This is a genomic window from Streptomyces sp. NBC_00076 (genome assembly GCF_045041235.1).
GTDB lineage: Bacteria > Actinomycetota > Actinomycetes > Streptomycetales > Streptomycetaceae > Streptomyces.
In genome coordinates this window covers 3,526,195-3,540,201 of sequence record NZ_CP108242.1, presented here as the reverse complement: position 1 = coordinate 3,540,201, position 14,007 = coordinate 3,526,195, and the positions used below count along the sequence as shown (strand labels likewise).

The 14,007-nt window shown below is 71.5% G+C and carries 12 protein-coding genes; 5 read left to right on the top strand and 7 right to left on the bottom strand.

Annotated elements, in window-relative coordinates; genetic code table 11:
* Positions 1 to 68 precede the first annotated feature (68 nt).
* Both OHA64_RS16160 and OHA64_RS16155 read left to right on the top strand, forming a co-directional pair.
* Positions 69 to 1,001 (top strand): alpha/beta hydrolase, encoded by a 933-nt coding sequence (locus OHA64_RS16160; protein WP_405613522.1) that lies wholly within the window; start codon positions 69 to 71, stop codon positions 999 to 1,001.
* Positions 1,002 to 1,017: 16 nt separating this feature from the next.
* Positions 1,018 to 1,737 (top strand): helix-turn-helix transcriptional regulator, encoded by a 720-nt coding sequence (locus OHA64_RS16155; RefSeq protein WP_405613520.1) that lies wholly within the window; start codon positions 1,018 to 1,020, stop codon positions 1,735 to 1,737.
* Between the two features lie 99 nt (positions 1,738 to 1,836).
* Here the strand turns inward: OHA64_RS16155 and OHA64_RS16150 are convergent, their stop codons facing one another.
* Both OHA64_RS16150 and OHA64_RS16145 read right to left on the bottom strand, forming a co-directional pair.
* The gene (locus tag OHA64_RS16150) at positions 1,837 to 3,414 is read right to left on the bottom strand and encodes a sensor histidine kinase (RefSeq protein ID WP_405613518.1); all 1,578 of its coding nucleotides are present in this window, start codon (positions 3,412 to 3,414) and stop codon (positions 1,837 to 1,839) included.
* Positions 3,411 to 4,394 (bottom strand): winged helix-turn-helix domain-containing protein, encoded by a 984-nt coding sequence (locus OHA64_RS16145; protein WP_405613516.1) that lies wholly within the window; start codon positions 4,392 to 4,394, stop codon positions 3,411 to 3,413. The genes OHA64_RS16150 and OHA64_RS16145 overlap by 4 nt, the downstream gene beginning before the upstream one ends.
* A gap of 224 nt (positions 4,395 to 4,618) precedes the next feature.
* Here OHA64_RS16145 and OHA64_RS16140 point away from each other — a divergent pair, with 224 nt between their 5' ends.
* From OHA64_RS16140 to OHA64_RS16130, 3 genes are all read left to right on the top strand, one after another.
* Entirely contained in the window at positions 4,619 to 5,242 is a 624-nt protein-coding gene (locus OHA64_RS16140) for a carbonic anhydrase (protein WP_405613514.1), read from the top strand.
* Positions 5,243 to 5,475: 233 nt separating this feature from the next.
* Entirely contained in the window at positions 5,476 to 7,215 is a 1,740-nt protein-coding gene (locus tag OHA64_RS16135) for a SulP family inorganic anion transporter (protein ID WP_405613512.1), read from the top strand.
* Between the two features lie 34 nt (positions 7,216 to 7,249).
* Positions 7,250 to 8,176 carry an oxidoreductase gene (locus tag OHA64_RS16130; RefSeq protein WP_405613510.1) on the top strand — a complete coding sequence of 309 codons (927 nt, stop codon included), beginning with the start codon at positions 7,250 to 7,252 and terminating at the stop codon, positions 8,174 to 8,176.
* A gap of 33 nt (positions 8,177 to 8,209) precedes the next feature.
* Here OHA64_RS16130 and OHA64_RS16125 read toward each other — a convergent pair whose 3' ends face one another.
* The 5 genes from OHA64_RS16125 to OHA64_RS16105 all read right to left on the bottom strand — a co-directional run bounded on the left by OHA64_RS16125 (position 8,210) and on the right by OHA64_RS16105 (position 13,951).
* On the bottom strand, positions 8,210 to 8,980 hold the full coding sequence (locus tag OHA64_RS16125; RefSeq protein ID WP_405613508.1) for an SDR family NAD(P)-dependent oxidoreductase: 771 nt from the start codon (positions 8,978 to 8,980) through the stop codon (positions 8,210 to 8,212).
* A 92-nt stretch (positions 8,981 to 9,072) separates the two neighbouring features.
* The gene (locus tag OHA64_RS16120) at positions 9,073 to 9,657 is read right to left on the bottom strand and encodes a TetR/AcrR family transcriptional regulator (RefSeq protein WP_405613506.1); all 585 of its coding nucleotides are present in this window, start codon (positions 9,655 to 9,657) and stop codon (positions 9,073 to 9,075) included.
* Positions 9,658 to 9,747: 90 nt separating this feature from the next.
* The gene (gene nirD, locus OHA64_RS16115) at positions 9,748 to 10,107 is read right to left on the bottom strand and encodes a nitrite reductase small subunit NirD (protein WP_405613504.1); all 360 of its coding nucleotides are present in this window, start codon (positions 10,105 to 10,107) and stop codon (positions 9,748 to 9,750) included.
* Positions 10,104 to 12,719, bottom strand: coding sequence for a nitrite reductase large subunit NirB (gene nirB, locus OHA64_RS16110; protein WP_405613502.1), 2,616 nt, complete (start codon positions 12,717 to 12,719; stop codon positions 10,104 to 10,106). The genes nirD and nirB overlap by 4 nt, the downstream gene beginning before the upstream one ends.
* On the bottom strand, positions 12,719 to 13,951 hold the full coding sequence (locus tag OHA64_RS16105) for an NAD(P)/FAD-dependent oxidoreductase (protein ID WP_405613500.1): 1,233 nt from the start codon (positions 13,949 to 13,951) through the stop codon (positions 12,719 to 12,721). Before OHA64_RS16105 ends, nirB begins: the two co-directional genes overlap by 1 nt.
* Positions 13,952 to 14,007 lie beyond the last annotated feature (56 nt).

The following is a 14,007-nucleotide window of genomic DNA, read 5'->3' as shown; positions in this document are numbered from 1 at the left end:
GAGCATGACGCAGCTCACAAAGAAAGGGTGACAGGGTGTTGTCGCGGTCGGCTGCGACTGTCGACGGCATGACGATCACGGATGAGGACTGCCTTCCCGAGACCCTGGCCTTCAACGAGCAATTTGAGGCTGCCGCCGCGAGCCGCCCGGCTCGAGGGCAGGCGCCGAGCGCAGCCACGCTGGCGCTTTTGCGACGCAACCGGCTCGGCGGTGACACGCCACCCGTCAGACTGCCGCACGGCCGAGACCGCGTTGTCGAGGGCGGAGTGAAGGTGCGGGTTTTCGTGCCGGACCACGTCGACGGCGTCTACCTGCACATCCATGGAGGCGGCTGGGCGTTCGGTTCCGCGGACGGACAGGACGAGCGGCTCTGGCGGCTCGCCGAGGGGGCGCGGCTTGCCGTGGTGAGCGTGGAGTACCGCCTCGCGCCGGAACACCCGTTCCCCGCCGGGCCCGAGGACTGCGAAGCGGCTGCCCGATGGCTGGTGAAACACGCCGTGGCCGAGTTCGGCACCGACCGGCTGCTGATCGGCGGTGAATCGGCCGGTGCCCACCTCAGCGTCGTGACGCTGCTGCGCCTTCGCGACCGACACGGCATCACCGGCGCCTTCCGGGGGGCCCACCTGCTCTTCGGCGCCTACGACCTGTCGATGACACCGAGCCAACGGTCGTTCGGTGACCGACAGTTGCTGAGCAACACCGACGCGATCCGGGGCAGCTATGAGCTGTTCACGCCCGGGATGGGGCAGGAGCAGCGCCGCGATCCCAAGGTGTCGCCCCTGTTCGCGGACCTGACCGGGTTGCCGCCCGCCCGGATCGTCGTAGGCACCGAGGATCCGCTGCTGGACGACTCGCTGTTCCTGGCCCAACGGTGGCAGGCGGCGGGTGCGCCCGTGCAACTCGGCGTCGTCGCCGGCGCGATGCACGGCTTCACCCTGTTCCCCCTGACCATCACCGACCGGGAACTCGGACGCGAACGGAAATTCCTGGCCACCGCGTGACGATAGCGTCAGCGGCATGAACCGAACTGCCCGGCTTTACGCGCTGGTGGAGGACCTGCGCGCGGCGGCGCCGCGGCCTCTGACGGTCGCGGCGCTCGCCACGCGGTTCGACGTCAGCACCCGCACGGTGCAGCGTGACCTGCAAACCCTCATGGAGACCGGTGTCCCGGTGCGCTCCATACCCGGGCGAGGCGGCGGCTGGTCGATCGACCCGGCGATGACCCTGCCCCCGATCCGCCTCACCGCCGACGAAGCCTCGGCACTGATCGCCGTGCTCGCCACGGCCGACTCCACCACCCCCTACGCGGGCGCGGCCCGCACCGCGGCCCAGAAGATCGCAGCCGCAATGACCGGCCCCGCCTCGGCGGCGGCGCAGGAACTCGCCGCACGGATCGTCACCCTGCCGACGCGCGGCGACTCCGCGATCCGCACCGCGGTGGAGCAGGCCCTCGCCACCAACACGGTGCTGCAACTGTCCTACACCGATGCGGCAGGACACGAAAGCAAGCGCGTCGTGGAACCGGTCGGACTGCTCACCGCCGGCGGCCGCTGGTACCTCATCGGCTGGTGCCGCACGCGCCGGGCCGGCCGGGGCTTCCGGCTGGACCGGATCGCAGCAGTGGCTCCAACCAATGAACAGGCACAGCCTCATGACCTGGCCGAACTGCTTCGCGGCTCGGCCGCGGTCGGCGCAGTACAACCCACTGCGCTGGCTTCACTCGGCCCCCCGCCATAAGAATCCGACGGCGCCGACCGCCGAACCTTTCCGGCAGCGGCACCAGCTCCACATCGTGACGTGACCGGCCCGCCATCGATCGGCGGCGGGGTGGCGCGGTCAAGGGCCCTGGAGGCTCGGGGCGGACGTGTCACGGACGCGTTGGGAAACGGGCGTACGGTCCATGTGGCTGCCCCCGGTCATCGACGGCTCTCGGCCCAGCAACGGTGCGGGCTCCCGGCGGCGTGGGCCCGTTCTGCCCATGGTGTGGCCGCTCGGCGACGGTCGTGCGGAGGGCAGGCGGATCACCGCGTCCAGGCCGCCCGTGCCCGCGGCCCGCAGGCTCGCCTCGCCGCCGCTCGCGTGCGCGAGCCGTTGGACCAGGGCGAGGCCGAGGCCCGTACCGCCCTTGGGGGCGCCCGGCGCGCGCCAGAAGCGGTCGAAGGCGCGGGCGCGCTGCTCTGACGTCATGCCCGGGCCCTCGTCGGTGACGTGCAGGTCGACCCAGGACGCGCGGGCGTCGCGCAGCGCGCGCCGGGACGGGGCGTGCGGACGCAGTTCGATGGTCACCGTGGTGTCGGTCGGGGAGGCGCGCAGCGCGTTGGAGAGCAGGTTGTCGAGGATCTGCTCGATGGACCCCGGCAAGGCGAGTACCGGGCCCACGCCGCCCGCGAACAGCACCAGGAAAACGCCCTGTTGGGCGAAGAGCGGCGCCCAGGTGTGGTGGCGTTCCGCGCAGACCGCGCCGATGTCGACCGGGCCGGGCGTCGCCGCGTCCTCCTCCAGCCTGGCCATCGCCAGCAGCCCCTCGACCATGCGGGCGAGCCGGTCCGTCTCGGTGACGGCGGCGGTGAGGCTGGAGCGGCCCCGGTCCAAGATGTTCGGCTCCAGGTTCTCCAGGCGCAGCCGCAGTGCCGCGAGTGGGGTCTTGAGCTGGTGCGAGGCCTCGCCCGCGAACGCGTGCTGGGAGTCCAGGAGATGGGCGAGGCGGGCCGCCGTACGGTTGAAGGCGGCGGCCAGGCTGCGGACTTCGGGCGGGCCCTTGGTCACGGTCACCGTCACCGGGGCCGCGCGCCCACCGATCGCCAACTCGTGCGTGGCGCGCTCCAGTTCGCGGATCGGGCGGCCGGTCCAGCGGGCGATGGCGAACGCGGCGAAGGTGACCGCGGTGAGGACGCCGAGACCGCCGAGGGCGAGCAACAGCCAGATGTGGTGAACGCGTTGGTGCACCGTCTGGGTCGGCACCGTGAGCCAGACGGCGCCCTCCGGCCGGACGCCGTGGCCGACGGGCGCGGCGACCGACAGGTACTGGACCCCGCCGATGGTGGAGGTGCGGACGTCCACCGTGGACGTGCCGCGCAGCGCCGCCGCGATGCCCGGGCGGGAGGCCAGCGTGTGCGAGGTCTCGGCGGTGAGCGGGTGCGAGGTGGCCAGGGGGGTGCCCGTACCGTCGACGACCACCACCTTCCCGCCGATCCGGGCGGCACAGTGCACCACCCGGCCGGGCAGGTCCTGCTGGGCCCGCCCGGTGGCGAGGGACAGCGCCGCGTACGCCGAGACCGACTCGGCCTCGTCCTTCGCCGCGGTGACCACCCGCTCCCGCTCGCCGCGCGAGTACAGGAAGCCGAGCGGGATCTCCAGACAGAGCAGGACGAGCGCCGCCAGACTGAGGTAACTGACCAGCAGTCGGCGGGTCATGGCCGCGCGTCCCAACTGGCGTCCCAGCTGGCGTGCGTGCCCCCGACCGGCCGGGGGTGCGGGCTTTCGGCGGGCCGGGTGTGCAGGCCGTCGAAGGACCGGGTGTGCAGCCCCTCGACGGGTCCGGTGTGCAGCCCCCCGACCGGCCCGGTGTGCACGCCCTCGCCCGGTCCGAAGTGTGCGGCCTCCTTCGGGCCGGTGTGCACCGCCAGCCGGAAGCCGACCCCGCGCAGGGTCTGGATCCAGCCGGGGTGGCCCAACTTCCGTCGCAGGGCGGCGACATGGACGTCCAGTGTCTTCGTGGGGCCCTCGTAGTGCGGGTCCCACACCCGGTCCAGGATCTGCTGCCGGGAGCAGACCGCGCCCGGGTCCTCGGTCAGCATCGCCAGCAGGTCGAACTCCTTGGGGGTGAGCGAGACCGGCACCTCGCTGACCCAGACCTGCCGGGTGCGGCGGTCGACGACCAGCGGGCCGGGCTCGTACGCCGACGCCGCCGAGTCCGGCGTCGGCGCCGGTTCCGGCTCGGCCGCCGTCGGCTCGGGTGCCCCCTGCACACTCTGCGCACCGTGCACAGGCTCCTGCGCCGGCCCTTGTGCTGTCCCGTGGGCCGCACCCTGCGCCGCCCACTGGGTCCGCCGTGTCACCGCCCTTACTCGTGCTACCAACTCCCGTACGCTGAACGGCTTCGATAGATAGTCGTCGGCGCCCAGCTCCAGGCCCAGCACCCGGTCGGTCTCCTCTCCGCGCGCGCTGAGGATGAGGATGGGAACGTCGGAGACCTGTCGGATGCCCCGGCAGACGTCGATGCCGTCCATGTCCGGCAGTCCCAGGTCGAGCAGGACGACATCGCCGTACGGACCTCTCAGGCCGTCGGTGCCGGTGGCCACGTGATCGACCGTCAGCCCGAAGTGTCCGAGCCCCTCGGCGAGCGGTTCGGCGATCGTCTCGTCGTCCTCGATGAGCAGCACTCGTAGGCCCATGCGTCCCGTCTTTCCATGAATACGTAAATGGATGTGAATCCAGACAGCCCGTATCCGCATTTCGCATCCTGGCACTGACACGCTACAAGACGACAGCACCCGGGCGCTCCTCGACAAAGAATGTTCAATTTCTGTCCGGGCTCTGGGGTTCGCTTAACCTTCCGCTGGTGTGCGCCCCCCTACGGTGTGGAGACCACATCGAACTCCCTGATGAGGAGGCGGAGTTGAAGGCACTGCTGGACCGCGCCCGTACATTCACGCAGCGGGTCGAAGACGAGCGCGGAGAATACCAAAAACTGGCCGAGGGGCAATATCCAGAGGCGCTCTTCATTACCTGCTCGGACTCGCGGGTCATACCCGCACTCATTACCGGCGCCCGGCCGGGCGAGATATTCGAGCTGCGCAATGCGGGCAATATCGTCCCGTCGTACGGGCGGCCCGGGGCGTCGGGCGAGGCCGCCACCATCGAGTACGCGCTGGAGGTGCTCGGGGTTCAGGACGTCGTCGTGTGTGGTCACTCACACTGCGGGGCGATGGGCGCGCTGAAGTCCGGCGACGACCTGACCGCGCTGCCGGGCGTGGACGCCTGGCTCGACCTGGCCCGCCCCGAGCTGGCCGGGGTCCTCGCCGGCGCGAACGGCGTCCCGGCGGGTTCCTTGGCCCCGTCCCTGTCGGACGTGGCGCAGCGCAACGTCGTCAACCAGTTGGCCGCGGTACGCAGTTACCCGATCGTGCGGCAGCGGCTGGAGGAGGACAAGCTGCGACTGCACGGCTGGTACTACGAGATCGACACCGGGAGGGTGTACGAACTCGACGACGACGGCCACTTCCGGGTGCACACCGGATGAGCGGGGCGCACGCGCGGGGCCGGACGTGGGGCGGGGCGACGACCTCGACCAGGAGCGCGACGAACGCGGCGGACGCGGCGGACTTTGCCAAGTCGACGGCGGCAGGTACTGCGGCAACTACAGAGACCGCGGCAACGACGGAGACCGCGGCAACGACGGAGACCGCGGCAAGGGCAGGGACCACGGCAACGACAGGGACAGCGACCAAGGTCACCGCGGCCTCTGAGACGTCGATGTCCCGCCCCGGGAAGGGCCCCAAGGCCGACCTCGGCACCGAGATCACCGCCTCCCTCGTCGTCTTCCTGGTCGCGCTGCCGCTGTGCATCGGTGTGGCCGTCGCCTCCGGGGTGCCGGCCGAACTGGGCATCATCTCCGGGGTGATCGGCGGACTGGTGGTCGGGGCGGTGCGGGGCAGCACGCTCCAGGTCAGCGGCCCCGCGGCCGGACTCGCCGCGCTGGTCGCGGAGACCGTAGGAGAGCACGGCGTGGCCATGCTCGGGGTGATCGTGCTGTGCTCCGGGATCCTGCAGATCGTCCTCGGGCTGGTCCGGCTCGGCCGGATGTTCCAGGCGATCTCCCTCGCCGTGGTCCAGGGCATGCTGGCCGGCATCGGACTGCCGCTGATGTTCAGCCAGGCCTACCCGATGGCCGACAGCAAGGCGCCCGGCACCCCGATCGAGAACATGGCCGGGATCCCTGGGCTGGTCGCCGACATCCTGACCGACCGGCAGGCGATGATCGCCACGCTGCTCGGAGTCGTCACCATCGTGTTGAGCTTCGTGTGGAAGAAGGTGCCCGGGCCGGCGAAGAAGATCCCGGCCGCGCTGGTCGCCGTCGGCATCGGCATCGGCGTCGCCGCGCTGCCCGGCGTGGACGTGAAGACGCTCCAGGTCGGCAATCTGCTCGCGTCCGTGCAGGTGCCGGGCGCCGAGCAGTTCGCGGGGCTCGCGGACACGGCGATCATCACGTCCATCCTCACCTTCACGGTGATCGCCTCCGCGGAGAGCCTGTTCACGGCGGCCGCGGTGGACCGTATGCACAGCGGTCCGCGCACCCGCTACAACACCGAGCTCATCGCACAGGGCGCCGGAAACACCGTCGCGGGCGTCCTGGGCGCGCTCCCCATCACGGCCGTGGTCGCCCGCAGTTCGGCCAACGTCCAGGCGGGCGCGAAGACCCGCCTCTCCCGGACGCTGCACGGGCTGTGGCTGCTCGCCTTCGCGATGCTGCTGCCGCAGGTGCTCGCGCTGATCCCGATCTCGGTGCTCGCCGGCGTTCTGGTGCACAGCGGCTGGAAGCTGTTCGGACCGGCGGAGTTCCCGAAGATGTGGCGCCAGGACCGGGGCGAGTTCGCGGTGATGACCCTCACCACGCTGGTCATCGTGGCCACCGCGCTGCTGGAGGGCGTACTGATCGGACTCGCGGCGGGGATCGTGCTGGCCGCGCTCAGGATGTCGCAGACCGTGATCCGGCAGCACGTCGAGGACGACACCGCCAAGGTCGTCATGGCGGGCAACGCGACCTTCCTGCGCCTGCCGAAGGTCATCGAGGCCCTGGAGGCCGCCGCGGCCTCCGGCAAACCGAGGATCCGCCTCGACTTGACCGGCGTCACCCACCTGGACCACGCCTGCCGCAGCCAGATCGAGGAGTTCACCGCGCAACAGCGGGGGAGCGGGCTGCGGGTGGAACTGCTGATGCCGGGTCCGGCATCAGCCCAGGCCACACCCGACCCCACCGCCCAGCAGACACCCGTACGACCCCCTCCGCCCACCCACACCTCCACCCCCACCCGCACCCACACTCACACCTCAACCCCCACACCAACCGCCGCCTTCGCCCCGAGCGCCGACCTCGGCCCCGACGGCCCCGACCTTGGCACCGGCTCCAGCTCCGGCCCCGGCCCCGGAGCCGAATGGTTCTACCTGGACACGCGTCCCCTTCCGGACGATTACGCGGGCGCCCCTCGCTCGTAGGCTGAACACACCCGTCAGCCAAGGGAGGTCGGCCATGTCCGGCTGGAGCGAGAAGGACGTCCCGGACCAGAGCGGCCGTGTCGCCGTCGTCACCGGAGCCAACAGCGGCATCGGGTACGTCACCGCGCGGGAACTGGCCCGCCGGGGCGCCCGGGTGGTGCTGGCGTGCCGCAGCGAGGCCCGGGGAGCCGAGGCCGGCCACCGGCTGGCCGCCGAGGTCCCGGGCGCGCGGGCGGAGGTCGTCCGTCTGGACCTGGCGGACCTGGCCTCCGTACGGGAGTTCGCGGACGCCTTCTCGTACGACCGGCTCGACCTGCTCGTCAACAACGCGGGCGTGATGGCGCTGCCGTACGCGACGACGGCCGACGGGTTCGAGACGCAGTTCGGCGTGAACCACCTGGGCCACTTCGCGCTCACCGGGCGGCTGCTGCCCGCACTGCTCGGCACGCCGGGCGCGCGCGTGGTGACCGTCTCCAGTACGGCCCACGCGCTGTCCAACATCGACATCACCGACCTCAACAGCGAGCGCCGTTACCGGCGGTGGACCGCCTACGCCCGCTCCAAGACCGCCAACCTGCTGTTCACGCACGAGCTGGCGCGCAGGCTGGCGGTGCACGGTTCCGACGTGGTCGCGGCGGCGGCCCACCCCGGGTACGCGGCCACCAACCTCCAGACCGCGGGGCCCCGGATGTCCGGCCGCAGGGGCAGCGAGCGGTTCATGCGGATCGGCAACCGGTTCTTCGCCCAGTCCGCCGAGGCCGGCGCGCTGCCCACGCTCTACGCGGCGACCGCGCCCGACGTACGCCCCGACTCGTTCACCGGCCCGTCCCTCGCGATGTGGCGCGGGGCGCCGGGACGGTCCTGGCGGGCTCCGTGGACTCTCGACGACCGGGCGGGGGAACGGCTTTGGGGTGCTTCCGAGCGGCTCACGGGGGTGACGTACGACGCCCTGAAGGTGTGACGGAGGGGGGACCCACACCCCCGCCACCGGTTCTCAGGCCGTGGAGCCCCCGTCCACCACCAGGTCCGTTCCCACCACCGAGGCCGCGTCGTCCGAGCACAGGTACAGCACGGCGGCCGCGATCTCCTCGACGGCGGAGACGCGGCCGAGAGGGACCGACGTCTTCATGCGCCGCGCGCGCTCGTCCTCCGTCTCGCCGGGCAGCAGGGACATGGACGTCGCGCTGGCACCCGGGCTGACGGCGTTGATGCGTACGCCGTCGGCGATGTGATCCAGGGCCGCGCCACGGGTGAGGACGGACACGGCCGCCTTGGTGGCGCCATAGGCGGTGGTGCCGGGGATGCGGCCGTGGACGCCGATCCGGGACGCGATGTTGACGATCGCGCCGCCGCCGGGCTGGGTGCGCATCTGGCGGACCTCGGCCTGGAGGGCGAGCAGGACGCCGGTGACGTTGATGTCGAGCATCCGCCGCCAGGCGTCCTCGCCCACGTCGGCGACGGGCTGCCCGCCGCCCTCCAGGACACCCGCGTTGTTGACCGCCACGTCCAGCGAACCGAAGCGGTCCACGGCGGCCGCCACTAGGGCCGTCACATCGGCGGCGCTGGTCACGTCGGCGGTGACGGCCAGCGCCTTGCCGCCCGCCCGCTCGATCAGGGCCGCCGTCTCGTCGAGGGGTTCGCGACGGCGGCCGGCGACGACGACGTTCGCGCCCTCGGCGGCGAACGCGAGCGCGACGGCGCGGCCGATGCCGGAGCCCGCGCCGGTCACGAGGGCGGTCCTGCCGGTGAAGCGGGTGGTGGTCATGATCTCCTCTTTCTTGACCGATCAGTTCAATATAAAGGCGTAAAGAAAGGCCCTCACGAGGCCTCCTGTGAGAGCGCCTCGGGACGGCCGGCTCAGTCGAGCAGCGTCAGCGCCTGTTCCGCCGCGTCCCGCAGCCGGGCCGGGTCGGCCGACGCCTTGCCGACGACCCGCATGCCCTGCATCAGGACCAGCAGGACGCGGGCGAGGGCGCGCGGATCGCGGTCCTCGCCCAGCTCGCCCTGGGCCTGTGCCCGGACGAGGGCCGAGTGCAACAGGGTCTCGATGTGGTCCCAGCTGTGCTCGACCCGCCGGGCCGCGGCCGGGTCGTGCGGGGCCAGTTCGGTGGCCGTGTTGACCACGAAGCAGCCCCGCAGGCGTCCGTCCGCGTCGACGGACTCCGCCGCGAAACGGCGTACCACCGCCCGTACGGCGGGCAGCGCGGGCCCGGGCTGCGACAGCTCCCGCACCAGTCGCGGATCGCAGGACTCCTGGTAGCGGTCCAGCGCCTTCAGATACAGCTCGTGCTTGCTGCCGAAGGTCGCGTAGATGCTCGCCCGGCCGATGCCGAGGTGCTCGACGAGGTCGGACATCGACGTCGCCTCGAAGCCGCGCTGCCAGAACAGCTCAAGGGCTGACTGCAGCGCGGCTTCGGGGTCGAACTCCTTGGTCCTGGCCATGTGTCGCAGCCTAGGTTCAACGAGAACGATCGGTCAAGAAAATTGTCTGTGCGGCTGCCGTAACGGCTACGACCGCCGCTACAGCTATCGCTACGACACGCGCACCTCGTACGTGGCGACCCGCACCGCATCGTCGTCCAGGCACTGCCCCGACGCCAGGTCGAAGCGCTGCTTCAGCAGGGGCGAGGCGACGAACGGCCGTCCCTGCTGGGTGCCGGTCAGGCCGCGGGAGAGAACCGCCGCGCCGCCGAACGGGTCGCGGTTGTCGATGGCGTACAGCTGTCCCGCGCGGTCGCGGAAGAGGGCGACCTGGCGGCCGTCCGGCAGCAGCGCCGCCACCCCGCGGCCCGGCAGCATCATGCTCAGGTCGCAGACGGTGAACCAGGCGTCCTCGCCCGCGTCCAGTTGGAGTTGGACCTTCAGGTCGGTCGTCTCGGGTGCCAGGGTCATCGCTGGGCGCTTCCTTCCAGGACGTCGGCCGGGTTTCCGGTGGGCCGCATGCCGATCGACAGCAGCGGCAGGTCGGGCTTGATCTGGTCGCGCTCCGGGATGAAGCCGACGACCGGGTCGGGGGTGTCGGGGGCGTTCACGAAGGAGACGAACCGCGACAGCTTCTCGGGGTCGTTGATGGTCGTCGCCCACTCGTCCGCGTAGTGCGAGACGTGGTCCGTCATCAGGGACTCCAGCTCCTCGCAGATGCCGAGCGAGTCCTCCACGACCACGTCACGCACGTGGTCCAGGCCGCCCGGGATCCGCTCCAGCCAGGTCGAGGTGCGCTCCAGGCGATCCGCCGTGCGGATGTAGAACATCAGGAACCGGTCGATCAGCTTGATCAGTTCGGCGTCGTCGAGGTCCTGGGCGAGCAGGTCCGCGTGGCGCGGGGTGGCGCCGCCGTTGCCGCCCACGTACAGGTTCCAGCCGTTGGAGGTGGCGATGACGCCGAAGTCCTTCGACTGGGCCTCGGCGCACTCCCGGGCGCAGCCCGAGACCGCCGACTTGAGCTTGTGCGGGGACCTCAGGCCCCGGTAGCGCAGCTCCAGGTCGATCGCCATGCGGACGGAGTCCTGGACGCCGTAGCGGCACCAGGTCTGGCCGACGCAGGACTTCACCGTGCGCAGGGACTTGCCGTAGGCGTGCCCGGACTCGAAGCCGGCGTCCACCAACCGGGTCCAGATCAGCGGGAGTTGTTCGACGCGCGCGCCGAACATGTCGATCCGCTGACCACCCGTGATCTTCGTGTAGAGGCCGAAGTCGCGGGCGATCTCGCCGATCACGATCAGACCCTCGGGGGTGATCTCACCGCCGGGGATACGGGGGACGACCGAGTACGAGCCGTTCTTCTGCAGGTTGGCGAGGAAGTGGTCGTTGGTCTCCTGGAGCGCCGCCTGCTCGCCGTCGAGGACGTAGCCGCTCGCGCCGATGGTCGGGGCGAGGGAGGCGATGATCGAGCCGACCGCCGGCTTGCAGATGTCGCAGCCGTCGCCGCCCCGGGCGTCGTCACGGCCGTAGCGGTCCAGCAGGTCCTGGTAGGTGTTGATGCGCAGGGCGAGGACGATCTCGTACAGCTCCTCGCGGGTCTGCGAGAAGCAGCCGCACAGGCCCTTGTCGACCTCGACGCCGCTGGCCTCCAGCTCGGCGTTGACCAGCTGGCCGAGGACCTTGACGCAACTGCCGCAGCCCGTACCGGCCTTGGTGCACTTCTTCACCTCGGGCACGGTCGTGCACTGGTGGTCGGTGACCGCGCCGCGGATCGCGCCCTTGGACACGTTGTGGCAGGAGCAGATGATCGCCTCGTCCGGAAGGGCGGACGGACCGAGCTGGACGGACTCCCCGGCACCGGCCGGCAGGACCAGCGACTCGGGGGAGACGGGCGGTACCGAACCCGTGAACGCGCGCAGGGTGCCGTACGCCTCCGCGTCGCCGACCAGGATGCCGCCGAGCAGCGTGCCGTCGCGGCCGATGACCAGCTTCTTGTACAGGCCCGAGCGGGAGTCCGAGTAGACGACGTCCAGGCAGTCCTCGGCCGCGCCGTGCGCGTCACCGAAGGACGCCACGTCCACGCCGAGCAGCTTCAGCTTGGTGGACAGGTCGGCGCCGGTGAATTCCGCCTCGTCCTCGGCGATCGTCGCGGCCACGGTCTCGGCCTGCTCGTAACCGGGCGCCACCAGGCCGTACACCCGGCCGTCGGAGGCCAGCGCGCACTCGCCGATCGCGAACACGTGCGGGTCGTTCACCGTGCGGCACTGCCCGTCGACGGTGATGCCGCCGCGCTCGCCGACCGTCAGACCGCAGTCGCGGGCCAGCTGGTCGCGGGGGCGGACACCGGCCGAGAACACCACCAGGTCGGTGGCGAGCTCGGAGCCGTCCGACAGCTTCATGCCGGTGACCGCGCCGGACTCGTCGACCACGATCTCCTGCGTGCCGACGCCCGTGTGGACCGACAGGCCCATGTCCTCGATGGTGCGCAGCAGCGCGGCGCCACCACCCTCGTCGACCTGGACCGGCATCAGACGGGGCGCGAACTCCACGATGTGGGAGGTGAGCCCGAGGCCCTTCAGCGCACCGGCCGCCTCGAGTCCGAGCAGACCGCCGCCGACCACCGCACCCGTGGTGCGGGTCTTGGCGTACTCCTCGATCGCGAGGAGGTCCTCGATCGTGCGGTAGACGAAGCAGCCCTCGGCGTCCTTGTTCGGGACGGGCGGGACGAAGGGGAACGAGCCGGTGGCGAGCACCAGGACGTCGTAGTCGACGACCAGGCCCGAGCGGGCGGTCACCCGGCGCGCCTCGCGGTCGACCGTCTCCGCCGGGTCACCGACGTACAGCTCGATGCCGTGGTCCTTGATGAACTCCATGTCGGTCATGGAGAGGTCCTCGGGCGTCTTGCCCGAGAAGTACGAGGTGAGCTGGACGCGGTCGTACGCGGGACGCGGCTCCTCGCACAGCACGACCACGCGGTGCGTGGCGGTCAGGCCGCGCTCGGCGAGCGCTTCGAGGAAGCGCTGGCCGACCATGCCATGGCCGACGAGCACGATCGTGGGGGTGCCCCCGGGGGTGGCGGTCATCAGGAGCCTCCGTCGTTGGTGAGCAGGTGGAGCAGTGGGCCGCCGTCGGACGGGAGCGGCTCTGCTCCCTCCCAGGCGCGGGCGAGCGCGCCGACGGTGCCGAGTTCGCCGACGAGGACCCCGCCGACCAGGCGGTCGTCACGGACGACGACCTTGCGGTAGGTGCCTCGGGTGGCGTCGGCGAGCTGGACCACGTCGTCGCCGGGAAGAGCCTCCGTCTCGCCGAACGCGGCGAGATCGAAGGCGGTCTGCCCGGCGAGGGTGAGCCGGGTGAGTGAGCGGGTGCCGGTGTAGCGGGCGCTGAGGTCGCCGGCCGTGCCCGCCTCGCCCGCGAGCAGCTCGGCGAGCGCGTCGGCCTGTTCGAGGGCCGGAGTGGCCAGCCCGTACACCGTGCCGTCGTGCTGGACGCAGTCACCGACGGCCCGGATGTGCGGGTCGGACGTACGGAGTTCGTCGTCCACGACGATCCCCTTGCGCACGTCGAGGCCCGCGACCTGGGCGAGACCCACGCGCGGGTGGACCCCGCAGGCCAGGACCACCAGGTCGGCGTCGAGGGCGTAACCGTCGGCCATCTCGACCGAGCGGACCACGCCGCCGACACAGCGCACGTCCCGCACCCGGCACTCGGTGTGGATCTCGACGCCGAGGTCCTTCAGGTGCCGGCGGACCAGTTTCGAGGCGGACGGGTCGAGCTGACGCTCCATCAGCCGCTCGGACTGCTGGGCGAGGACGACCTGGGCGCCGCGCAGGGCGAGCGCGCGGGCCGCCGAGACTCCGAGCAGCCCGCCGCCGATGACGACCGCCTTCGCACCCGGCCGGACCGCCTTGGACAGGCCCAGGCAGTCGTCCATGGTGCGGAAGGCGTGGACGCCCTCAGGGAGCACGTGGTCGGGGGTGAACAGGCCGCGCAGCGGCGGGAGCACCGGGTTGGAGCCGGTGGCCAGGACCAGTGTGTCGTATGCGATCTTCGAACCGTCCGCGCACTCGACGGTCCGCCCGTCCCGGTCGATGCCGGTGACCCGCGCGCGGACCAGGTCGGCGGGCGCCGGAAGGGCGATCACCTCGGGGCTGTAGCGCCCGGCCAGCACTTCGGCGAGGAGCACCCGGTTGTACGGGCGGTGCTCCTCCTCGCCGATGAGCGTCACGGGCGTGCCCAGCTCGCCGAGCCGGCGGGCGAGACGGACGCCCGCGAGTCCGGCGCCGATCACCACCACACGCGTATTCGAGGTCATGTCTAGGAGCGTGCGTTGTGGGTGTTACCCGGTCGCATCACGTCTGTTTCCCGCGG

What these genes read in the sequence shown, in the direction of transcription:
- OHA64_RS16160 (WP_405613522.1), top strand. Translation starts at nt 69, where the DNA reads ATGACGATCACGGATGAGGACTGCCTTCCCGAGACCCTGGCCTTCAAC.
- OHA64_RS16155 (WP_405613520.1), top strand. Translation starts at nt 1,018, where the DNA reads ATGAACCGAACTGCCCGGCTTTACGCGCTGGTGGAGGACCTGCGCGCG.
- OHA64_RS16150 (WP_405613518.1), bottom strand. Translation starts at nt 3,414, where the DNA reads ATGACCCGCCGACTGCTGGTCAGTTACCTCAGTCTGGCGGCGCTCGTC.
- OHA64_RS16145 (WP_405613516.1), bottom strand. Translation starts at nt 4,394, where the DNA reads ATGGGCCTACGAGTGCTGCTCATCGAGGACGACGAGACGATCGCCGAA.
- OHA64_RS16135 (WP_405613512.1), top strand. Translation starts at nt 5,476, where the DNA reads ATGTCCCGCCCCGGGAAGGGCCCCAAGGCCGACCTCGGCACCGAGATC.
- OHA64_RS16130 (WP_405613510.1), top strand. Translation starts at nt 7,250, where the DNA reads ATGTCCGGCTGGAGCGAGAAGGACGTCCCGGACCAGAGCGGCCGTGTC.
- OHA64_RS16125 (WP_405613508.1), bottom strand. Translation starts at nt 8,980, where the DNA reads ATGACCACCACCCGCTTCACCGGCAGGACCGCCCTCGTGACCGGCGCG.
- OHA64_RS16120 (WP_405613506.1), bottom strand. Translation starts at nt 9,657, where the DNA reads ATGGCCAGGACCAAGGAGTTCGACCCCGAAGCCGCGCTGCAGTCAGCC.
- nirD (WP_405613504.1), bottom strand. Translation starts at nt 10,107, where the DNA reads ATGACCCTGGCACCCGAGACGACCGACCTGAAGGTCCAACTCCAACTG.
- nirB (WP_405613502.1), bottom strand. Translation starts at nt 12,719, where the DNA reads ATGACCGCCACCCCCGGGGGCACCCCCACGATCGTGCTCGTCGGCCAT.
- OHA64_RS16105 (WP_405613500.1), bottom strand. Translation starts at nt 13,951, where the DNA reads ATGACCTCGAATACGCGTGTGGTGGTGATCGGCGCCGGACTCGCGGGC.